Origin of the sequence: Brachyspira alvinipulli ATCC 51933 (genome assembly GCF_000518245.1) — a bacterium.
GTDB classification, from domain to species: Bacteria; Spirochaetota; Brachyspiria; order Brachyspirales; family Brachyspiraceae; genus Brachyspira; species Brachyspira alvinipulli.
Genome location: NZ_KI912402.1, coordinates 396,603 through 417,977, shown reverse-complemented (window position 1 = coordinate 417,977; position 21,375 = coordinate 396,603). Strand labels below are relative to the sequence as shown.

Below are 21,375 nucleotides of genomic sequence, written 5' to 3'. Positions count from 1 at the left end.
TTTTATTTTAATTATTCAATATATGCATTTCTAAAATCATATATTGAAAAAATATCATATTTCACACCATGAAGTTTTTTACTCTGCATAATAGTAGCCTTGTCATAATATATAGGTATTATTGCCATATCTTCTTGTATGAGTATACGCTCTGCATCATAAGCTGCTTTTATTCTTATATCTTCATTTGCATTTGTTATGGCAATATCAACTAAATAATCATAAAGCGCATTTGTATATCCGCCGTCATTACCTAAGCCATCAAGCTGAAAAAGTCTTAAATATCCTGTAGCCTGATTATAAGCAACGCTAGTTCCAGCCTTGATCATTTGAAAACTTCCATCTTTTATAGACTGTAAATATGTTGTAGGTTCTTCATATCTAAGTTTTAAATCTATACCTAAATTATTTTTATACATACTTTGAATAGCTTCTGCAACAAATAATGACGAAGGATTTGTAGTTGTAATTAATTCTATTATAGGAAATTTTTTTATATCTGGGTAACCTGCTTCAGCAAGAAGTTTTTTAGCCTCTTCAATATTTTTCTGATAATTGCTCCCTTCCAAAGAAATATATTCCGGAGCATTATCCCTAAAATTATTAGTACCATTTTTTACATTTATAGGAACAAATCCGTCAGATGCTACCCTTCCCCCGCCTAAAACATTATTTACTATATAATTTCTGTCTATACCAAGTGCTAATGCTTTTCTTACCAAAGGGTTATTAAAAGGTTTTCTTTTTAAATTAACCATATAATAAGCAATAGATGTTATGTCAACTTCTCTTCCTATACCTTGCTCTATCAAAGATGCTCTCTCATTTTCTGGGGCTTCAGGATAAAATAATATACTGTCTCCATAAATTGCTGCAACTGCAGTATTAACATCTTCCAAAAATTCAAAAGTTATTTTTTCAGCTTTTACATTATCTTTATCCCAATAATAAGGATTTTTCTCCATTACTATTTTTACAGCCTCATCATATTCAGTCATTATATAAGGTCCATTTCCAATGTAATGATCTTTGCTCAATGCCCAATCCTCGCCATAAGTATTAATAATATCTTCTCTTACAGGCGAAGCAATATCGCTAGCCATAGCCTCTTCAAAATATGGAAGCGGTATATCAAGCTCAATTTTTAATGTATAATCATCTAAAGCATAAACTCCAAGTTCTTCTAATTTTTTATCACCTTTCATAATACTATGAGCATTCTTTATTATATCAAACCCCAAAGAAAAAGGAGATGCAACTTCAGGATCAATTAACCTTCTTAGAGTGTATACAAAATCATTAGCTGTTAAATCTTTCCCGTCTGACCATTTAGCGTTTTTTCTCAAATGAAATATATAAACTGTATTATTACTCATAGCCTCCCAGCTTTCAGCAAGTGCTGGAATTATAGTACCATCTTCATCTCTTTGAGTGAGTGTTTCAAATGCATGTGTTATGTAAACTGCTGTATTAATGCCTTTAGCAAATGCCGGATCCAAACTGCTTGGCATTCCTCCAACTGATACAACTATGCCTTCATTAGATGATTTATTATTTGAACAAGATAACAAAAATATATTAGCAATCAAAATTATTATAAAAATTAGTTTCTTCATAATAGATATTCTCTTTATAACATAATTATATATTTAAATATGATAACCAAATCTATAATTATGTCAACTATATTATGTTAATATAATTTACGCACGGTGAATAGATTAAAAAATATAAATACATTAACTTTATATTTAAATACAAAAATCAATAAAAATAAATCGTGCGTATAATAAAATTTTAAACTTAATAAAAACTTGGGCGGGTGCTGAAAATTCTAATAAAGCTTTAAAAATAATTTAAATTTTATTATCTAAATAAAGCTAGAAAATATAAAGGGCGGGGTATTTATTTAAAATTAAAAAATATTATGTTAATTCATTTATTAATATCAAAAATATATTTAGGATCAACATAATCGCATAGCCAAACTTTATTTTCGGATAAGTAAAATTTAATACCGTCTTCATGCATTTTCTTAGAATTAATTTTTATTATTGCAGGTTTACCATGACGCTCACCTACTTTTTTAGCTGTTTCTTCTGTTAATGATAAATGTACATGAAGTCTTCCCATTTTCTTTATACCTTCCTCTTTTATACTATCTATATTATTAATTGATGTTCCATGAAATAATATTTCCTGAGGTTCTTTCTCTTCAAATTGTAAATCTACGTCTATACTATGACCTTGATTTGCTCTTATTAAAGTATGATCTTCATTGAAGCTAAATCTCTTTTTATCATTATATAATACAACTCTTTCAAGTATATCTTTATTTATATTTCTTCCTGTAGCTTTTATTTTTTCTATTAATTCATAAACATTTGCCCAGCCGTCTTTTGATAATGTGATTCCTATATTTTCAGGTTTATGTCTTAATACTAAACTAACAAATTTACTTATTTTAACTTCATCTTTAGTTAATTTATCATCTTTCATCTTATTTCTCCTCAAAATACATAGTTAATAAAATAATATCATTTATTAATTATGTCAACTATATTATGTTAATACTATTATTTAATAGAATTTTATTTACCCCACCCACCCGCCCCTAATCTATTGTAAAAAAGTTATTTTACTTGTAAAATATATGCAAATTTTTATTTAAATAAAAAGGATATATTTATGTCTGTTATAGGTTTATCAGGAAATCTTTTATATGAAAATACTTCCATACCAAAAGCATTTGTTAATCGTTCTTATATTGATTCTGTGATAAGGTCAAAAGGAACACCTTTTATAATACCTATTATAGAGGATGAGGAAATAATAAAAAAAATGCTTGAAAATGTTGATGGAATTATTATGACAGGTGGAGTTGATGTTCATCCTTTTAGATTTAATGAAGAACCTATAGAAAAAATCGGCACTATATCTATAGAAAGAGATGATTTCGATTTTAAATTAATGAAATACGCAGTAGAAATGAATAAACCAATATTTGGAATATGCAGAGGAATACAGGTTATAAATGTATATTTCGGAGGCACTTTAATACAGGATATACCAACACAAAGAAGTACAAATATACTTCATAGTCAAACAGCAGAGTATCATGCTGCAACTCATAAAATACAAATAGTAAAAGACAGTATTATTTATGATATGTTGGGAGAAAGCTCTGAGGTTAATAGTTTTCACCATCAAGCCATAGATAAATTAGCTAAAGATTTCAAAGTTACAGCAGCTGCAAAAGATGGTATAGTAGAAGCTATAGAATATAAGAAAAAAGATTCTTTTATATTAGGTGTACAATGGCATCCTGAATTAATGAGTTCTAAAATAATAAAGATGCAGAATATTTTTGATATGTTTGTTGAAGTTTGCAAATCAAGAAAATAATCATTTAAAAATAATTTCTATACAAAAATATCTTTATTTTTTATTTTAGTATCTATAAGAATTAATTCTTTTAAGTTTTTTAATTCAGGAAGTTTTTTTATAGAACTTGAAAGAATATGTAATTCTTCTAAATTTTTTAATTTGCAAATAGAATCAGAAATTTCTTTTAAATTATTAGAACCTATTAAAAGTATTTGCAAATTTGTTAAATTAAATAATTCCTCAGGTAAAGTTTTATATTTATTATAGCTTATATTTAAATATTTAAGTTTTTTTAAATAAGCAATTTCTTTAGGTATAATTTCTATATTGTTGCTCGATAAATCAAGAGCTTCTATATTTTTTAAATTTGAAATTTTTAAATCAATATTAGTAATTTTATTTGCACTTAAATCTAAATTTTTTATATTCTCTAAATAAAAAATTTCTTCCTGAATATCATTTAAATTATTTCCGCTTATATTAAAAACTTCTAATTTTTTCAGATTGATAATTTCCCTTGATATACTGCTTATTTTATTCTCATAAATATTAAAGATTTTCAAGTTTTTCAAATTTGATATTCTGTCATCAATAAAACTAATATTATTTCCAGATAAATTTATTTCTTCAAGATTTTCCAAACTATAAATAAAATTCGGTATTTCATCAAAATCATTATACATAAACCAAATTCTTTTTAATGATTTTAATTTAGAAATTTCATCTAAAAATAAATTACAAGGCAAATCATATAAATCAAGCTCTTCAATATTCTCTAATTCTTCTTTACTTCTTGGAAAATTTTGTATTTCTAAATCCGAAGCCCAAGAAATAATTTTATTAAAATCTTTATCTGACAGCATAAAATAAACTATACTAAAAATTTTTAAGTTTGTCAACTGCGAGCTGCGGCACCTTCCCGCACGGTATTGCCTATTCTTATCAAAAGTCCTCTATACGTGAGGCTGATTACTTATTATTGTACAAATATAAGTTTTGATATTACATTTAAAAATATATTTTGCTACTATGTGCTAATATTTTATATTATTTATAAATTTTAATTACGTTTAAAAATAATCAAAAATTGACAAACTATAGTTGTTTAGGTATATACTAAAATAATTTTAAATTGTCAAAATAATATATATTTCTTAATTTAATTAATAAGATTCTTCACTTCGTCCCAGCTCAATTTATTGATGTCGCCCATAGAATCGCCAACTACAGTATCAATCAATAAACGCTTTTTGTTTTGAAGTTCCAATATCTTCTCTTCTATAGTACCTCTTGTTATTAGCTTATAATTAGTTACAACACGTTTCTGCCCTATTCTATAAGCTCTGTCAGTAGCCTGATCTTCAACAGCCGGATTCCACCATAAATCATAATGCATTACAGTGTCCGCCTGAGTTAAAGTAAGTCCTGTACCTGCTGCTTTAAGGCTAAGTAAGAATATAGGTGCTTCTCCAGCATTGAATCTATGAACTAAATCCATTCTGTCCTTTGTTGCTCCGTCCAAATAAAAATAATCTATTCCCAATTTCTTGAAAGCCGAACGCATAAGATTAAGCATTCTAGTAAATGAACTAAATACCAATACGCTATGACCGCCTGAAATGGCTTCTTTAATCATCTCTATAAACATATTAAACTTACCGCTTGTATGACTCTCGCCGCGTAAATCTTCATGCATTAATCTTGGGTGGCAGCATACCTGTCTTAATCTTGTTAATGCTGAAAATATTTCTATATGTGATTGAGCAAAACCTTTACGTTTAACTGTTTCAAATATTTCTATTCTAGCCGCTTCAAGTATTGACATATAAAGTTCTTTTTGATCTTTTGTTAAATCGCAGTAGCTTACAACAGTATGCTTTGGAGGTAAATCTTTTAAAACATCTGTTTTTAATCTTCTTAATATAAAAGGTGCTATTCTAGTTTTTAAATTATCCAATGCTTCGCTTGAACTATCTAAACCTGCAAGTATAGGAGCTTCATAATCTTCAACAAAGTCCTTATGCTTACCCAAAAATCCCGGCATAAGAAAATCAAACATTGACCACATCTCGCTTATGCTATTTTCTATAGGCGTACCGCTTAATGCTAATCTTTTTAATGATTTTAAACTCTTTACCATTTTAGCATTCTGAGTATTGGCATTCTTTATATGCTGTGCCTCATCAAGTATAAGATAGTTAAACTCATTTTCGCTTAATGCTTTTACATCGCGTCTTAATGTAGAATATGATATAACTGCAACATCATAATTACTTACTGCTTTAATCTTTTTCATTCTTGCTTTTAAATTACCTGATAAAACTATAACTTCAAGAGAAGGAGCAAATTTTTTAATCTCACATTCCCAGTTGGCAACGCATGAAGTAGGAGCAACAACTAATGAAGTGAGTTTATTACCATTTTCTTTTTCTTTTAATATTGTAGCTATAGTCTGAAAACTTTTACCAAGTCCCATATCATCGGCAAGTATACCATTCAATGACATATCAGCCAGTTTTCTAAGCCATTTATAACCTACTAATTGATAGCTTCTGAACTCGCCTACTATATCTTTAGGAGGTGTTTCATCATATTCAACACGCTTTATATTAGCTATAGTATCAACGGCATTATCATCTAAATCTAATTCTATACCGCTGTGTTTCTCAAGCATATCAGCGAAATAAGGAGCACTGAACATAGGAAGCAAATATCTGTTATCTTCTTTCTGTTCTATAGGATTTTCTTTAAACATTTTAGCTATATAATCAATTACTTCTAAATCTATAGGTACGAATGAACCGTTCTGAAGTCTTATATATTCTTTATTTTCAACCTTTACTGCTCTTACTATTTCTGATAAATCATGAAGTTCTTTAACCCCTTCAAAAGAAAAATTAATCTCAAAGAAATTAATATCTTTAGTTAAAGAAACTCTCATTTTAAGAGGCTTAACATTCAATTTCAATGATTTAAAAGATTCACTATAATAACAAGTCCAACCCCTATCCTGAAGTGCTGGAAGTATTTTATAGCATAAATAGAATATCTTCTCATCATCTGAAGTAGCAAAAGTATAATCTCCTACCTTCTCCAAATATTTTGATAAAGTTCTGCAGAAATATTCTTCTTTTTCAGTATCTCTGTAAATCTCTGTAACTTCATTATCAAACATATTGCTGCTTGTAAACTTTCCAGAATAAGGATCAACAGTGAAAGAACCATATTTAAACTTTACAGTAGAAAATACATTAGTTCCGTCATAATCCAAAAATACTAATGCCTGAGCAGGAAAAGCTAATATATCATTCTCTTTTATGTCTTCAGGAAGTCCTATATTATCAAAATCTTTCTTAAGATTAGGAAGAACCCTTGAACAGAAATCTTTTATATAGTCTTTCTTTACTATTATGCTGTCTTTAAAAATATTCTTTTTTATTCTAGGGTATGAAGGATTAGTTTCATAAAAAATATCTTTATAAAGCACAAAATCGCAGTTCTCTCCGAATGTATAAACTCTGTTTAAATCAACATCTTTAATGCTGAGATTAAGCACTAAATCCTTATTTTCATTATAATAACTTTCTAATTGTAAATTTAAAATTTCATCACTAAATGTAATTACTCTGCTTTCAAGTCTTATATTAGGTACATCTTTTAATAATAGCAAACATTGATATGCATTATAATCTTTAAACCATAATTTACCGTTTTCCTGTATCTGCTTAGCTTCTGCATATAAATTATTCAAGAATCTTATCAATTTTGCTTCAGCCTTACTAAAATCCTCAAGTTCTATTACTCTTTCATCATCTTCTATATTCTGCTTATCTCCAATAACACATGAAAATAAAAAGCTTTCAAGCTCTCCTACTCTGAATTCCTTTTTATTTTCTAAATCTATTAATTTTAAGGAAAGTCCTAAAGTTCTTTCATTATTGTTATCTCCTCTTAAAGATAATAATACAGATAAACTATAATACTCCCTATAAAGATTATCTCTGTAATTATCCATTAAAGGAGATCTAGTATAATAAAGCCAATCTCTGCGGGAAGGATCCATTATTTCAGATGATTCTTCTTTTTTATTTCTATCTATTCTTTTATTATCACTTTCTGTAATAACAACGCTGTTTGCTATAGTTTTAATTGATGCTTTTGCCAATTCATCATCATCTCTAGCATGAGCATTAAGATTTAAAAAAGGATTATCATTCTCTTTAATTTTCTTTTTAGACTTACCCCTAGTGTTCATTCTAATAACCTTACTATATTTTTACACATTATTTTAATGGCTTTTATAATAATAGAATTATAAATAAAAGTCAATATTATATATTGTATAAAAAAACATGATTTTTGTTAATATGTAAAAAGGAATAGTTTTTTATATATTATGATAACTAGATTATGTTAATATGGACTAAATTTGATACTATCTCTATAAAAATATGTTATACTATATAGTTATAAAAAGGAATGAACCATGAAAAAAATAATCATTTTTTTAACAATTTTTATTGTATGTATATTTTCATACAATATATACGGATATTCATATGATGAAAAAATACAAATGGCTAAAAATTTGATTGAAGAACAATTCTCTCAAAATAAAGATATTTCTGGATATGAAGTAAAACTTGCATATAAAGATTCAAAAATTTTTACTTTTAAAATAGAACTTTCAGGCTGGAACAGTGAAACCTCAAATATTGATATATATAAAAACTATATGACTTTTTCAGCAGATGACGGCAGGTATATTGCTATTAATGATATAGTGAACATAAATAATCAGAGTTTTATCAATTTATTCAGAGCAAAAGAAAAACAAGAACAGAAAAAATTAGAACAGAAAGAAAATGATGAAGGTATTTATTATATTATTGAAGATGTTAATATATCTGACTTTTCTTTCTATATAAAACCAAATGGCGGTATTGTATTCTCATATTATTTCAGCAGTACAATTTCTTTCACCAAAGAAAATATAGAAGGAAGTGAAATAATGAATGAATATTATGTTGATATTCCTTTCACATTAAATGAAATAAAACCATATATAAAAAAAGGCTCTATAATAGAATATTTATTTAAATAAAATATTTCATATATTGCAACAATACATTTAAAATACTATAACTAAAATATATTTAAATCTTTTAAATAAGTTTTTGCATCATTATATCCCTGCTGTATTCTTTTTGACGCACCTTCTGGAGAGAAGTCCAAAACACCTTGAAAAAAATTACCTAAATCTTTGGAAGGATAAATTTCATAAATATTAACATTATTCTTTATTTTAACAGGTTTCTTATAATCCAAATGAACAACTATTATATCTGTACAATATTCATAAAGATAAAGAGGCTCTATAGGACAATCATCTGTATAACATCCGTCAAGATAGAATTTATCATCAATTTTTTCTGTTGGAAATACAGCTATAAGTGCAGAAGTAGCTAAAAGTATTTTCTTTATTCTATCATTAGAATTACCATTTAATTTAAAATATTTAGGCTTTATAAAAAACGGTGCATTATACTCTGTACATGATGCGTATATATTAAAATGATAATTTGATAAAAGATTAAGATCAATATATTTATCTATAATTTCAATCAAACCTTCCCTTGAAAATATACCGAATATAGAAGATTTATTAATTTTCAAATAATCTTTAATTTTTTTTGGACTTAGAATTTTTGTTTCTATTTCTTGAGTCCAAACTTTTTGAGCATTATTATAATCATTCATAATCATAAGACAAGAATTCAAAGCCCCTACAGAATTACCGGAAATAGCAGAAACTTTATCATAAATACCAGACTCTTTTAAATATTTCCATACGCCTATATGATAAGCTCCTCTTCCTCCTCCGCCTCCTAATACAAGACCCAATTTTTTCATTTTATCTCCAGATATAATTAAATAAAAATTTCATTATTGTAAGTTATATCATATTTTATTATATCTAATATTTCAGAATTGAAAGGATAAATTTTTAAAAGTACATTATTAATTATCTTACTTTTAGCAAATAAACGTCTCTCATTTATTTTATCTTTTATCTTATTTGTACTATTATTTGTTTTAGAATAACTCTTAGAATTAATATTATTTTTATATACTAAATAAAACTTTATATTTTCTATATCATTAGAATAAGCAAGAAAAATAGCTCTTATTCTCAAATATGCACCTAAAAACTGTTGATGAATCCATTTCAAATCATCATCATGAATATCATTTTTTAATTCTATTATATGTAAATCAAATTTATTATTTTCATTTTTATTTATAATCACAGCATCAGCACATTTATTCATTCTTAAATGATTAAATTTTTTATCTCCTTCTATATCTGAACTGCAAATAGATTTAGAGCTTAATTTTACATGGCATTCCATTTCTGAGTTTTTATCTTTTATAGTAAAAATATCTTCTATCACATCAATTTTACACATTGTATTATCAAATAGATACTTTTTTTCACCTTTTTTATTAAGTATAAAAGCAGAATTATAAAGTTTATCAAAATCGTCCATAATCATTAATCTTCATTTATTGCATCATATTCTATAGAGGCATTATTTATGTATTTATGAAATGTTTCTATATAAAATCCTGTTTCTCTATCGCCTTTCAATTCTTTTATGGTTGTAATATCATTGTCATCAGTATCAAATTGATATATTCTAATTTTATCTATGTCTATGGTGTCATTTTCAGTATATGAATACTCTTTTAATATTTGATTCTTTTTATCCTCATCTTTCATGCTATGAAGAACAGCCATATTATTTATATGTTCTAATATAGTGTCGCTGTGAGTGGATATTATTATATTTCTTTTTTTATTAACTAGATTTATTAACACACGAGCTAATTGCTTCTGCAATTTTAAATGCAATGATAATTCAGGCTCCTCTATAAATAAATCACCAAACATACTATATTTCAAAAATAAATATAATGGAGCAACTTCTGTGATTACAGCAGAACATAAATGCATAGGTACTTTCAAATCTCTATTATTTGGCTGATAATACATAGCATTTGTTTCCCTATTAAGATTTATTTTACCTTTAAATATATTGTTTTCAAGTATTTCTATTATATCTTTATAATTATCATTTTCTTCATAATTATAAGATAAACCTATTAAACTATTAATAAAATCTATAATAGGTTTTTGAAATAAAGTTTTTTCTTTTTTCTCTCCAATACTAAATTGCTGCATATTAGATATTTTTGATAATTCTTTATATGTTAATAAAAAACCAGTTCTTGATGTAGGTAAAAATTTTAATTCTAAAGAATGAAAATTATTTTCTAACATACGAGAAAATATATTTCTCATTATAAAAATATAATCAATCTTGTCATCATTTCCTATGTCTGATATAGAAAAAGAATGTAATTTATGAATAAATAGAGATTCTTTAGTAATAAAAATATTAAATAAATAATTTGAATTATCAAAATATATACTTTCTAAATTTATTACATTATCATTATCATTAAAAATAAATTTCAAAATTTCTATTTTGTATTTATTTAATAATTTATTTAATAATTCATTAAATAAATTAATTTCATCATTCTTTAAAAGAGATAATTTTTTATCAGCATCTTTATTTATTAAAAAACTATCTATGACTACACTACCACTTTCTATATTCTCATTTATTTTTATGTATTTATCAACTATATTTTGAATTCTTTTATATTCTTCCAAACTGTAAATAAAATCCTTATTTTGAAACATAATATCTGCAATAGATCTACTATATTTCATCAAGCCATATATCAATGTCATCAAATAGCTTTTTCCGCTGTTATTATCACCTATAAACAATATAAGATTAGAAAGTTCTATTTCTGCCTCTTTAATCTTACCGAAATTTTTAATTATTAGCTTGGAATATGACATTTTAAAAATACCTTTTTTAATTTGTATTATTTTATAATAGAATTTTATCTTTAACAAGTATTTTACTTAAATCAGTATTTAAACAATTTAACATAATATATACAGCAGAAAATAGGCAATATTACAAATTTCAAAATGAGAATATAAAATATAGAAACGATACAATAATAGAAAATTTATTACACATATAAAAACTAAAGCTCATACAAAATAATTAATGTTATTTTATATGAGCTTTACTTATATAATTATGAATATTAATTAATTTGATTTATATATTCTGTCAATTTCTAAAAAGCATTGAATTCTTATTTTCTGTAATTCTGATGCTGATTTAGTTTTATCATCTATTGCCTTATCTATAATATTAATATCAGGTGTTTCTTTTGACATCTCAAATTTTATAGTTTGTATTTGATTATAAATATCTTTTCGCAAACTTTCTATTTGGCTGTAATATTTATTTTCTATGGATTGTATTTGCAATATTTGATCAGATGTAAGCTGTATATCTGGTAATTTTCTTCCGTAAACTCCATCTTTTCTGCTAAAATTGAAATCATCTGAATTATAACTTCTTGCAAATACGGACATAGATAACACAAATATTACTAATGCTGTAAATATAATTTTTTTATTGAATAATAACATTTTAAACATAATCATCCTCCTTAAAATAATTTATGTTTTATTATTTATATATGTTGTTAGACGTATAAAACTTTAAAAAGTTCCCGTTTTTTATTTTTTTAATTCTATAACTTAACATAATATTTTTTATATAAATTCTATAAAGCAATTTTTGTAATTACCGAAAATATAATATAATAAATTTATAAGATAATGGAGTGTATTATATGGTACGTTCTTTATGGACAGCTGCAAGCGGTATGAACGGTATGCAGTTCAAAACTGATACTATAGCAAATAACCTTGCAAATGTTAATACTATAGGATATAAAAAAGTTAGAGCTGATTTTGAAGATTTAATATATCAAAACTTAAAAATACAAGGAACTCCTGCTACAGAAGACACTGTAACACCTGTAGGACTTCAAACAGGACTAGGTGTAAAAAGTGCTGCTACTCAAAAAATGTTTGATCAAGGTTCTTTACAGGCAACTGGTAATAAACTTGATTTAGCATTAGAGGGAGAAGGATTTTTCCAAGTATTAATGCCTGACGGAAGCGTTTCATATACTAGAGACGGTTCTTTCAAAATTGATGCTAACGGACAAATGGTTACTTCTAATGGATACAGACTAGTTCCTGAAATAGTATTCCCTGAAAATTTCTTGGTAGAGCAGATAAGCATATCAAGAGAAGGTGTAGTTTCTGTAAAAATAGGTGATGAAAATGATCCTGTAGAAATAGGACAAATTACACTTCATAGATTTATCAATCAGCCTGGACTTTTATCTATAGGCGATAACTTATATAAAGAAACTATAGCAAGCGGACCAGCTTTTGAAGGCGAACCTGGTGCTAATGGTTTCCCTAGAATACATCAAGGCTTTGTAGAAATGTCAAACGTTAAAGTTGTTGATGAAATGGTTGATATGATAGTAGCACAAAGAGCTTATGAAATGAACTCTAAAGCAGTACAAACTAGTGATAACTTGCTTGCTACTGTTGTAAACTTAAAAAGATAATTAAAAGAATAATAAATAACTAGTAATAGATAAAGAGGCTTAAAATGCCTCTTTTTTTATTATAAAAAGAAAAATACTTTTAAAATACCTCTTTCCTATATATAGAGCCGTAAGAAGAATCTGATTTAACATAAAGTCTAACCATAGTATCATATTCATATCGTATACTGTCTGCATAGGATTCACCATATTCATTATAATTATTACCAGCATTATAATATCTTAGCGATTTTATAACATCACCCTCAAATCTAGTTAAAAGTTTATTAATAAATCTTACACCTAAAACAATATTATCTCTTGTATTATATCTGCTTAGAGTAGGATCAACATCTTGATTTGCAATAGGAGTTATTTGACAGTATCCATAAGCATTCTTTCTTGATAATGCTGTTGGTATAAAACTGCTTTCTACTTTAATTAAAGCAACCATTAAAAGAGGATCTACATCATAATTACCGCAAATATCAAAAACATCTTTAATAAACCAAAAATCCTGTTTATAATGATTAGAAACGTCTTTGATTAAAGTAACCCAGTCATTAGATGGAAAGGAATAATTATTAATATTAAAATTATGGGTTTCTAGTGTTATACTGCCCAAAAATAAAAACATTATTATAATAGTTCTTTTCATAAAACCTCTCTATTACTATAGATAGAATAACTAAATTAACTATATATATTTAAAAATAACAATTTATTTAAAAAAGTCATGTAAAATTTACAATTTAATTACACCTTCAAAAGAATATCTAGCCTCACCTTTCATAAAAATTTGATTATTTTCATATCTTAAAATCAAATCTCCTCCCAAAAGATGATTTAATATAGTATTATTTGTACGTCCACTTATAACACCGGCAGCACATACAGCCGAAGCACCAGTTCCGCATGCCAAAGTTTCACCGCTGCCTCTTTCCCAAGTTCTTTGCCTAACTTCTCCTCTGCTAATAATTTTAACAAATTCTACATTGGTTCTATTTGGAAATATATTATTATTTTCTATATAACTTCCAATATAGTTTATATCGATATTATCTATATCATCTAAAAATATAACAGCGTGAGGATTTCCCATAGAAACTGCAGTGAAATTATATATTTTTCCGTCTATATTTATGGGTTCATCTATTATATGGTTTTTATTTATAGTTGTTGGAATTTTAAGCCCCTCAAATATAGGACTGTCCATATTTATTTCAACACTATCAACTTCAGAATCTTTAATAAATAATTTTGCTTCTAGAATACCCCTTAAAGTTTCTATTTTCATAGGATTATTTTTAGATATACCTTTATCATAAGCATATTTTGCAACACATCTTACACCATTTCCGCACATTTCACTTTCACTTCCGTCAGCATTAAACATTCTCATTCTTACATCTGCCTTATCACTTGGCATTATTAAAATAATACCATCAGCACCTATTGAATAATGTCTATGACTAAGTATAGGAGAATATTTTTTGGCATCATCTTCTGTAAACTTTTCTTTAAAGCAATCTATATAAATATAATCATTGCCTATACCATGCATTTTGGTAAAAGATATTAACATAATATAAAACCTTAAATAATTTTGAAACAATATTTTATAATAAAATGATAATTATGTAAACACAAAAAAGGTGATATGATTTAACATATCACCTTAAATTCAAATGATATTAATTTCCTGTCTGATTTTGGAAAGAAGATTCAAGTCTCTTTCTCTCTCTCTCTGCCTGCTGCAATTCTGACTGCATTTTATAATATGAAGCAAGTCTCTGTTGTCTATATTCTTCTATTCTATCTTTTTCAGCATCCATACGCTTTTTATTATCTTCTAAACGGCTTCTTGTCATTGCTATACTATTTTCAACTATACCTCTAGTTTGAGAATAAGGAGTGATAAAGTCGCTCATAGTATAAGCAACTCCAGTATCAGGAAGATCATCTCCTGTTGTATCATTAGAGAATAATTCTTCTATACCATCCATTTGTGTGTCAAGCTTACTCATAAATTTCTCTTCATCAACTTGTAAGAAAGCTTTTTTTACTTTAGACCAATCCTCTCCAGCATTTCCTCTATTAATACCTATTTGGTCAAGCAAAGCTAATTCCTCTCCATACTCTGTTTCATAAGAATCTGCTACTATCATTTTTATTCTTTGAGATATTGTACTAACAAGGGCATTTCCGCTAAATACTCCTACATAATATAATTTCTTCTTCAATCCTGCATCAGATATTTCAGGATCAAACTCAACATTTAAAGTAGTAGCTAAATCTATTAAATCTGTTCTATTCATATTTTCTATGCCGTCTCTTATATCTTTGCTTAAAGGTCTTTGAGTAGTATCATTAAGCAAATCTGTAACTTCATTATAAGCCCTTATGAAATCAACTATAGCATTAACTACACCCTCTTTATCAACTTCAACTGTAGTAGCAAATGCCTCAGGTGTTACTTTTTTAGCTGTTATATTAAGTCCATTTACAACATCATTAAATTCATTACTTTCACTTAATACATCAACACCATCAATAGAAGCTCTAGCATCAGTTGCTTCAGATACTAAATAGTTAGGGGCATCCTCTTCCCTTCCCATATCTTCAACAAGCAAATCTTTATAAAATATGTTATAGCCTTCATTATTGTTTATAAGTACAACTTCAGTAATAACATCGCCTTCTTCAAATTGACTTCCTATAGGAATATTAAGTCTTTGCCATGAAGAACTTAAAGTAGGCAATGCAAAAAATTTTTCTACCTCATCTCCGGCCTTATTTATATATTTAACTCCTATAATTTCAAAATTAAATCCATCAGCATTTATTGCCTCAGGAGCTTCGGCCTCTAAACCTTCCTTTGCCTTTCTCTCTGCTTCTAAAGCCTCTTTATACTTTTTTATATCCTCAAATGTTCTAGAGCTATCAGCAGGAGATAATCCCTCACCATACAATTCTACATCTTTAAATATAACACTGTCTATCTTATTAAATGTCACCCCTGTATCAGGTATTGATAAATCAACTGTAGGAGGCATCATAGGTGCTTCTTCATCATCCAAAGTATCAGATGCTCTAGCCGTAACAGATATGGTTATATTTTCATTTGCTTCAGCTTCTCTATGAAGAGGCATTGATAATTTATTAATGCCTTTTAATACCATAAAGTCTTTTTTAACAAAATAATTAGTAGACAAATTTTCAGACTCATCTTCCCATTTATTTATAAGTTCTTGATTAAATATATGCCCAAGATATCTATAAGGTCTTCTTGTAAACATATTCAATTCTGTTAATATACCAGCATCATCGCTTACAACTTCTACTATATTTTTGGAACCGGTTTTTACCAAATCTATTGTAAGAACCTGTAAATTTCTAGATTTTTGAGTTATTGTAGTTTTTATTTCTTTACCGAATGCTTTATCAATGGCTTTCTGCAAACTAACCAAACTTCCGCCTGCAAATTCTATAGTCTTTTCCTCTTCTCCAACCTTTAATACTATAGTTCCTGCTGGTAATTGATCCGACATATTATATGCTTTAGAAGAAAATTTCTGACTTGAAGCTATATCTTTTATTGCTATATCATAAGTACCTGTACTCGCAAGCCTATTAGCTGTAACTGAAAAATAATCAGGTATTCCATCACCTGTTCCAACATAGTTTTTAAAAGGAGAACGAAATCCATATAATTGTTTTGAAGCCTCTGATAATGTATTCAATCTGGCTTTTAAATCTTCATAAGCAGAAATTTCTCTTTGATATTCTCTGGCATTATCCACTAAATTGGACAATGTAGTACTTCTTTTGTTTACCTCTGCTTCTACAGCATTTTGATAAACTTCGTCAAGAAAAGCTCCTGTTGTTGCCATAATAGACCTCTCCTAAAATTTGAACTATATTAATAAAAACTTCGATTTATATAGTTTTGTAAAAAAATATTATAAACCTATTTTTATATTGTCGGAATAGTTAAAAATCTATTAACAAATATATTTTTTATTAACATAATATTTTATTTATCTATTATATCTTCCAAATCATTAATAATAATATCTATATTAGAAAGCTGCAAAACAGAATAATTTTTAAGTTTATTTGCTATACATAACAGTTTTTTTGTCTTTTCTACATGATCATAACTAAAAAGTAATGCAATAGGAACCCCTAAACTCACAGCTATTTTGTTAAGATTTGTAATAGATATGTTTCTTTTACCTACCTCTACACTTTGCAGATATTTTGATGATATTCCGGATATTTCTGCTATTTCAGATATAGTTTTCATTTGAGATTTTCTTATAGCACGTATATTTTTACCAACAGATAATATAACCTCATTATCATCTCTTTTTGGAGGCAAGTCTTCTTGATTATTTTCTCCCTTACTGTCACTAAGAATATTATTATAATATGGTTTTTTCAAATTAGTAGTTAGCATAATTTATACCCTCCATATTATTTTTATACTTTTCAAACATGCCATTTTCTCTAAAGCTGTATACATTATTACCTGCAACTATAATATGGTCTATCATCCTTATTTCAACCATTAAAAAAGCCTTATATAAAACCTTTGTTATCTCTATATCCTCTTTAGAAGGCTTTGCTATTCCAGAAGGATGATTATGCGATATAATAACATAACTCGCACCAAGAGACAAAGATTTTTCCACCAAATCTCTAGGATATATTGTAGCCGAATCTATAGTACCCCTAAATATATTCTCCATAGATATAAATCTTTTATTTACATCCAAACAAACCATAGAAAATGCTTCAAACTTTAATTTACCCATTTTTACTATAAGATAATTTATTAAATCTTTTTTCTTAAAATGATTGCTGGAAAGTTTAATACTGCTTAATAGATAGCATTCCAAAAGAGAAGGTATATTTTTTAATAGTTCTATTTTTTTAATATTTAAGCCTTTAACTTTCAATAATTCTTCATTGGAAGCATTGACTATATTATATAAGTTATAAAACCTGTAATAAAGTTTTTCTACTATAGAGTTTGCCTTATCAAAGGATATGCCGTTTGACAAAATGGAGGCTAATATTTGTTTTTCATTAATAAAACTAGCGTCTAAGTTATCATTATTAAAATCATTAAACATATAATCTCCTTTTAATAAATAATACAGACTATAGTTAAACAAATGTTTTTAAAAAATAAGCCATTTATTAAAGAAAATAAACAATATATATATAACTTTTTCAAATTTTTTTAAAAAATAGAAATTTTTAAATATTTATAAGTTGGATTAAAATACAAATAACTAATATATAAAAAACCCTATTTCATAGGCAAATAAGGCGAACGTCCTGCAAAACCATAATCAGCAATTTTTCTAGTCAAATCAGAAACGCTTCCATTGAGTCTAGGGGCATATCTGTTATTATTTCCTATAGAATCCAAACACCATTGATATATCTCTATATCTCCGTTAGGCTTAACTATACCTACAGGATCATATTCATAAAAATATTTTAGTCCATCAACAGCGAATTTCACATGACTATTTAAATTATCAGTATCAGCATTAGCCTCCCATCCAAGCTCAACTGCTCCCCATTCTTCAGGAGCTGGTATTCCAAGAATAGCTTTCCATTTAGTAGGAACAGCAAAAGCAAATACAAGTTTAGAATAACTATCTATAGCGATTAAATAATTATCCGTATTTACACCTGCATTTCCTGTAAAACGGTAAAACCAAAACCTTTTTAGTCTAGAACTTTTATTATAGCTATTAGTTGCATTGAAAGTAGGATTCATGTTTTTATACATAAAATATTTTACTCTTCTAACAGGAAAACCAGCAGCTTTTGTATTAGTACCGTTATAATAATATTCATTTCTTAAAGAATCATTTAATTTCCAAGTATCATCTTTTATAAGCATATATCTAGGTTCATTTTTAAGTCCGAAAGAAGCGGCTATAACATAATCATTATCAAGATTAAGAGTAAAGCCTCTATAATTAGGATCATTCCATTCACCGGTTTTAAAAGGGTCATCTTCAGGATTCAAATTTCCCTCTCCCCCAATATCTGGTTCTTCAGTACCTGTGCCATTTTCTTTATTTTGCATTTGCTGATAATAATATCTAGGATCGAATTTGCTTGAACATGCTCTTGATATAACAAGAACCATAATAATAGTTAATATAGATAGAATAATAGTTTTCTTCTGAACTTTTTTTATTATATTTTTCATAAATAATTTCTCTTTATTAAATTAATAATAAAAGTATATATCAAAAGAAATATAAGTAAACAATATATAGTTTAAAATAAGAGATATAAAAAATATTATTTTAATATAGTAAGCTTTTCATTAAAAATAACATTTTGACCTTTATCATTTCTAACAGTTAAAAATAAATTTTGAACGTTATTACCTAAATTCAAAATATAAATATATCCATTATATTTTTCAGAATTAACTTTCAAGTACTGACTTGAAGAAGAAGAATTAATTGTTATAGTTTCATTTATAGTTTCGGAAGATACTGCATCTATAATTAAATTGTCTTTAGATTTGTCGGTAATTGTAACTGTAATACTTTTATCTTTATTTTGATAACTTCCAGCCCTATTGGAAAACTTTATTCCTGCTCCAGCAAAGGGAGAATTACATGAAATTATAAAAATAGAAATCAGTATTATAGAAAGTTTTTTTATCATAGTTTTAATCCATATTATTTTATATAAAATATTATATATCAAAATAAAATATTGTAAAGTGTTATTAATAAAATCAGATTTTTAATATCATCTGCTTTATTATTATAAATTAATAATTAGGTAAATGAACTATATCACAAAGATAAAGTTCATTTCCTATTATATTGAATATATTAGTATTTTAATCTATATATTAATTTCATTGTTCCTGTTTTTTTCTCTTCACCTATTTCAGTTGATTTAAATGTTATAGTAAAATCTTTACTGCTTCCTTTAGTAAGTTCAAATCCTGTTGTATATTCTATAATTCTATCAGCATTATCACCATATATACTGTCAAACACAAAGGCATCTTTTGATTTATCATACTTCAGTTTTACTATAGGTTTTTGAGTATCTATCATAGCACTAGGCCATTCAGAAGTCCAGACATTTCCGCTTGAGTAAACTGTAACATTAGCATCAAGCAATAAATAAATATCTTCTTTTTCAGTATATTCTATTTTCAATTCTTTAGGCGTTGAAGTTATAGTTTTAGTTTCCCCAACTTTGACACTGAATAAACTAGAAAACAAAGTAGTTTTATCAAATTTATTTATAGTTTCAAAATTATCCATAACTCCGGAAGAAGTATTGTATCCAAATCTTATATCATAAGATATGCCGGCTAAACCTTTTTTATAATCTATACCTCCAAAGAAATAATTAGCGCTTACAACATCAACATTCTGTATCTGAATTTGTTCTGCTGTTACAGTCATACTTAATTTTTCATCTACTTTAATAGGCATATAAGGAGAGCGTCCTTCTGTTTCTGTTGCTGAAGCTATTGGTCTTTTCAAATCTATAACATTATTTTTAACTCTTGGTGCATATCTGTTTTTAGCTATAGAATCTAAACACCAATCAAATATTTTAATAGTTTTATCAGAAAGAACTACACCTACAGGGTCATATTCATAAAAATATTTTACACCATATGTATTATTAAAGTATATAGGATTATTTGAACTAGAATCAGCCTCCCAACCCAATTCAACAGATCCCCAAGCTATAGGCATATCTTTTATAATAACACTTTTCCATTTTATAGGAACACCGAATGCAAATACAAGTTTAGAATAGCTGTCTATACATATTAAATAATTATCAACAACATTTCCAGCTGAAGATCCTATTAGATGATAAAAATAAAATCTTTTTAATCTATCACTTTTATTGTATGAACTATTAGGATCGAATGCAGGATTTTTTCCTTTATATAAATAATAAGTAACATCATTAATAGAAAAACTTCCTGCCTTACATGATAATTTTCCGCCATTTTTATAACTATTTTTGGCAGGATCATTTACCGCCCATGATCCTTCTTCAAATCTATAACTAGGCCTATTATTACCGTCAAAATCTGCTCTTATAACCAAATTATCAAGATTTAAATTAAATCCGCCGTAATTAGGATCATTCCAGTCCTTACCGCCGGAAGGGTCAAAAGGATCGTCTTCAGGTGATAAATTTTCACCGCCGCCGCCTATATCAGGATTATCAGGAATATCCCCAGCAACTGATGAACCTCTATTATTATAATAGTATCTTGGGTTAAAATAATTTCCGCATGAAATAATAAATGTAATTAATACAAAAAATATGATTAATAAAAAAATTATCTTTTTCATAAATTTACAAACCATTTTAATTTTTATTATA

19 protein-coding genes are annotated in these 21,375 nt (G+C 26.8%); 3 read left to right on the top strand and 16 right to left on the bottom strand.

Annotation, left to right across the window (positions count from 1 at the left end):
• Positions 1–11: 11 nt before the first annotated feature.
• On the bottom strand, positions 12–1,616 hold the full coding sequence (locus tag T324_RS0106755) for a peptide ABC transporter substrate-binding protein (RefSeq protein WP_028329539.1): 1,605 nt from the start codon (positions 1,614–1,616) through the stop codon (positions 12–14).
• 319 nt (positions 1,617–1,935) lie between these two features.
• Positions 1,936–2,499, bottom strand: a complete 564-nt coding sequence (locus T324_RS0106750; protein WP_028329538.1) for an RNA 2'-phosphotransferase — start codon at positions 2,497–2,499, stop codon at positions 1,936–1,938.
• Between the two features lie 189 nt (positions 2,500–2,688).
• Here T324_RS0106750 and T324_RS0106745 point away from each other — a divergent pair, with 189 nt between their 5' ends.
• The gene (locus T324_RS0106745) at positions 2,689–3,405 is read left to right on the top strand and encodes a gamma-glutamyl-gamma-aminobutyrate hydrolase family protein (RefSeq protein ID WP_028329537.1); all 717 of its coding nucleotides are present in this window, start codon (positions 2,689–2,691) and stop codon (positions 3,403–3,405) included.
• Positions 3,406–3,422: 17 nt separating this feature from the next.
• Here T324_RS0106745 and T324_RS16935 read toward each other — a convergent pair whose 3' ends face one another.
• A complete protein-coding gene (locus tag T324_RS16935; protein WP_038375108.1) occupies positions 3,423–4,250 on the bottom strand; it encodes a leucine-rich repeat domain-containing protein in 828 nt (275 codons plus the stop codon).
• Positions 4,251–4,546: 296 nt separating this feature from the next.
• Positions 4,547–7,642 carry a DEAD/DEAH box helicase gene (locus T324_RS0106735; protein ID WP_028329536.1) on the bottom strand — a complete coding sequence of 1,032 codons (3,096 nt, stop codon included), beginning with the start codon at positions 7,640–7,642 and terminating at the stop codon, positions 4,547–4,549.
• 231 nt (positions 7,643–7,873) lie between these two features.
• On the opposite strand from T324_RS0106735, the gene T324_RS0106730 reads away from it, so the two are divergent.
• The gene (locus T324_RS0106730) at positions 7,874–8,491 is read left to right on the top strand and encodes a hypothetical protein (RefSeq protein WP_028329535.1); all 618 of its coding nucleotides are present in this window, start codon (positions 7,874–7,876) and stop codon (positions 8,489–8,491) included.
• Positions 8,492–8,532: 41 nt separating this feature from the next.
• On the opposite strand, the gene T324_RS0106725 is transcribed toward T324_RS0106730, so the two are convergent.
• The 4 genes from T324_RS0106725 to T324_RS17715 form a co-directional block, all read right to left on the bottom strand.
• Positions 8,533–9,300 (bottom strand): patatin-like phospholipase family protein, encoded by a 768-nt coding sequence (locus T324_RS0106725; RefSeq protein ID WP_028329534.1) that lies wholly within the window; start codon positions 9,298–9,300, stop codon positions 8,533–8,535.
• Between the two features lie 17 nt (positions 9,301–9,317).
• Positions 9,318–9,938, bottom strand: a complete 621-nt coding sequence (locus T324_RS0106720) for a hypothetical protein (RefSeq protein WP_028329533.1) — start codon at positions 9,936–9,938, stop codon at positions 9,318–9,320.
• 5 nt (positions 9,939–9,943) lie between these two features.
• Positions 9,944–11,326, bottom strand: coding sequence for an AAA family ATPase (locus T324_RS0106715; protein ID WP_028329532.1), 1,383 nt, complete (start codon positions 11,324–11,326; stop codon positions 9,944–9,946).
• A 261-nt stretch (positions 11,327–11,587) separates the two neighbouring features.
• Positions 11,588–11,986 (bottom strand): Spy/CpxP family protein refolding chaperone, encoded by a 399-nt coding sequence (locus tag T324_RS17715; protein ID WP_051436807.1) that lies wholly within the window; start codon positions 11,984–11,986, stop codon positions 11,588–11,590.
• 197 nt (positions 11,987–12,183) lie between these two features.
• Between T324_RS17715 and flgG the strand changes: the two genes are divergently transcribed.
• A complete protein-coding gene (gene flgG, locus T324_RS0106705; protein ID WP_028329531.1) occupies positions 12,184–12,978 on the top strand; it encodes a flagellar basal-body rod protein FlgG in 795 nt (264 codons plus the stop codon).
• A 79-nt stretch (positions 12,979–13,057) separates the two neighbouring features.
• Here flgG and T324_RS0106700 read toward each other — a convergent pair whose 3' ends face one another.
• The 8 genes from T324_RS0106700 to T324_RS0106665 all read right to left on the bottom strand — a co-directional run bounded on the left by T324_RS0106700 (position 13,058) and on the right by T324_RS0106665 (position 21,344).
• Positions 13,058–13,615: a lytic transglycosylase domain-containing protein gene (locus T324_RS0106700; protein ID WP_028329530.1), complete on the bottom strand. Its 558-nt coding sequence runs from the start codon at positions 13,613–13,615 to the stop codon at positions 13,058–13,060.
• 87 nt (positions 13,616–13,702) lie between these two features.
• On the bottom strand, positions 13,703–14,542 hold the full coding sequence (gene dapF / locus T324_RS0106695) for a diaminopimelate epimerase (protein WP_028329529.1): 840 nt from the start codon (positions 14,540–14,542) through the stop codon (positions 13,703–13,705).
• A gap of 109 nt (positions 14,543–14,651) precedes the next feature.
• Positions 14,652–16,850: a flagellar filament capping protein FliD gene (gene fliD / locus T324_RS0106690; RefSeq protein ID WP_028329528.1), complete on the bottom strand. Its 2,199-nt coding sequence runs from the start codon at positions 16,848–16,850 to the stop codon at positions 14,652–14,654.
• A 143-nt stretch (positions 16,851–16,993) separates the two neighbouring features.
• Positions 16,994–17,419, bottom strand: a complete 426-nt coding sequence (locus tag T324_RS0106685) for a helix-turn-helix domain-containing protein (protein ID WP_028329527.1) — start codon at positions 17,417–17,419, stop codon at positions 16,994–16,996.
• On the bottom strand, positions 17,406–18,098 hold the full coding sequence (locus T324_RS0106680; RefSeq protein ID WP_028329526.1) for a JAB domain-containing protein: 693 nt from the start codon (positions 18,096–18,098) through the stop codon (positions 17,406–17,408). Before T324_RS0106680 ends, T324_RS0106685 begins: the two co-directional genes overlap by 14 nt.
• Positions 18,099–18,277: 179 nt before the next feature.
• Entirely contained in the window at positions 18,278–19,198 is a 921-nt protein-coding gene (locus T324_RS16925) for a hypothetical protein (RefSeq protein WP_012670415.1), read from the bottom strand.
• 95 nt (positions 19,199–19,293) lie between these two features.
• Positions 19,294–19,668: a hypothetical protein gene (locus tag T324_RS0106670; protein ID WP_012670416.1), complete on the bottom strand. Its 375-nt coding sequence runs from the start codon at positions 19,666–19,668 to the stop codon at positions 19,294–19,296.
• Between the two features lie 173 nt (positions 19,669–19,841).
• On the bottom strand, positions 19,842–21,344 hold the full coding sequence (locus T324_RS0106665; protein WP_028329525.1) for a hypothetical protein: 1,503 nt from the start codon (positions 21,342–21,344) through the stop codon (positions 19,842–19,844).
• Positions 21,345–21,375 lie beyond the last annotated feature (31 nt).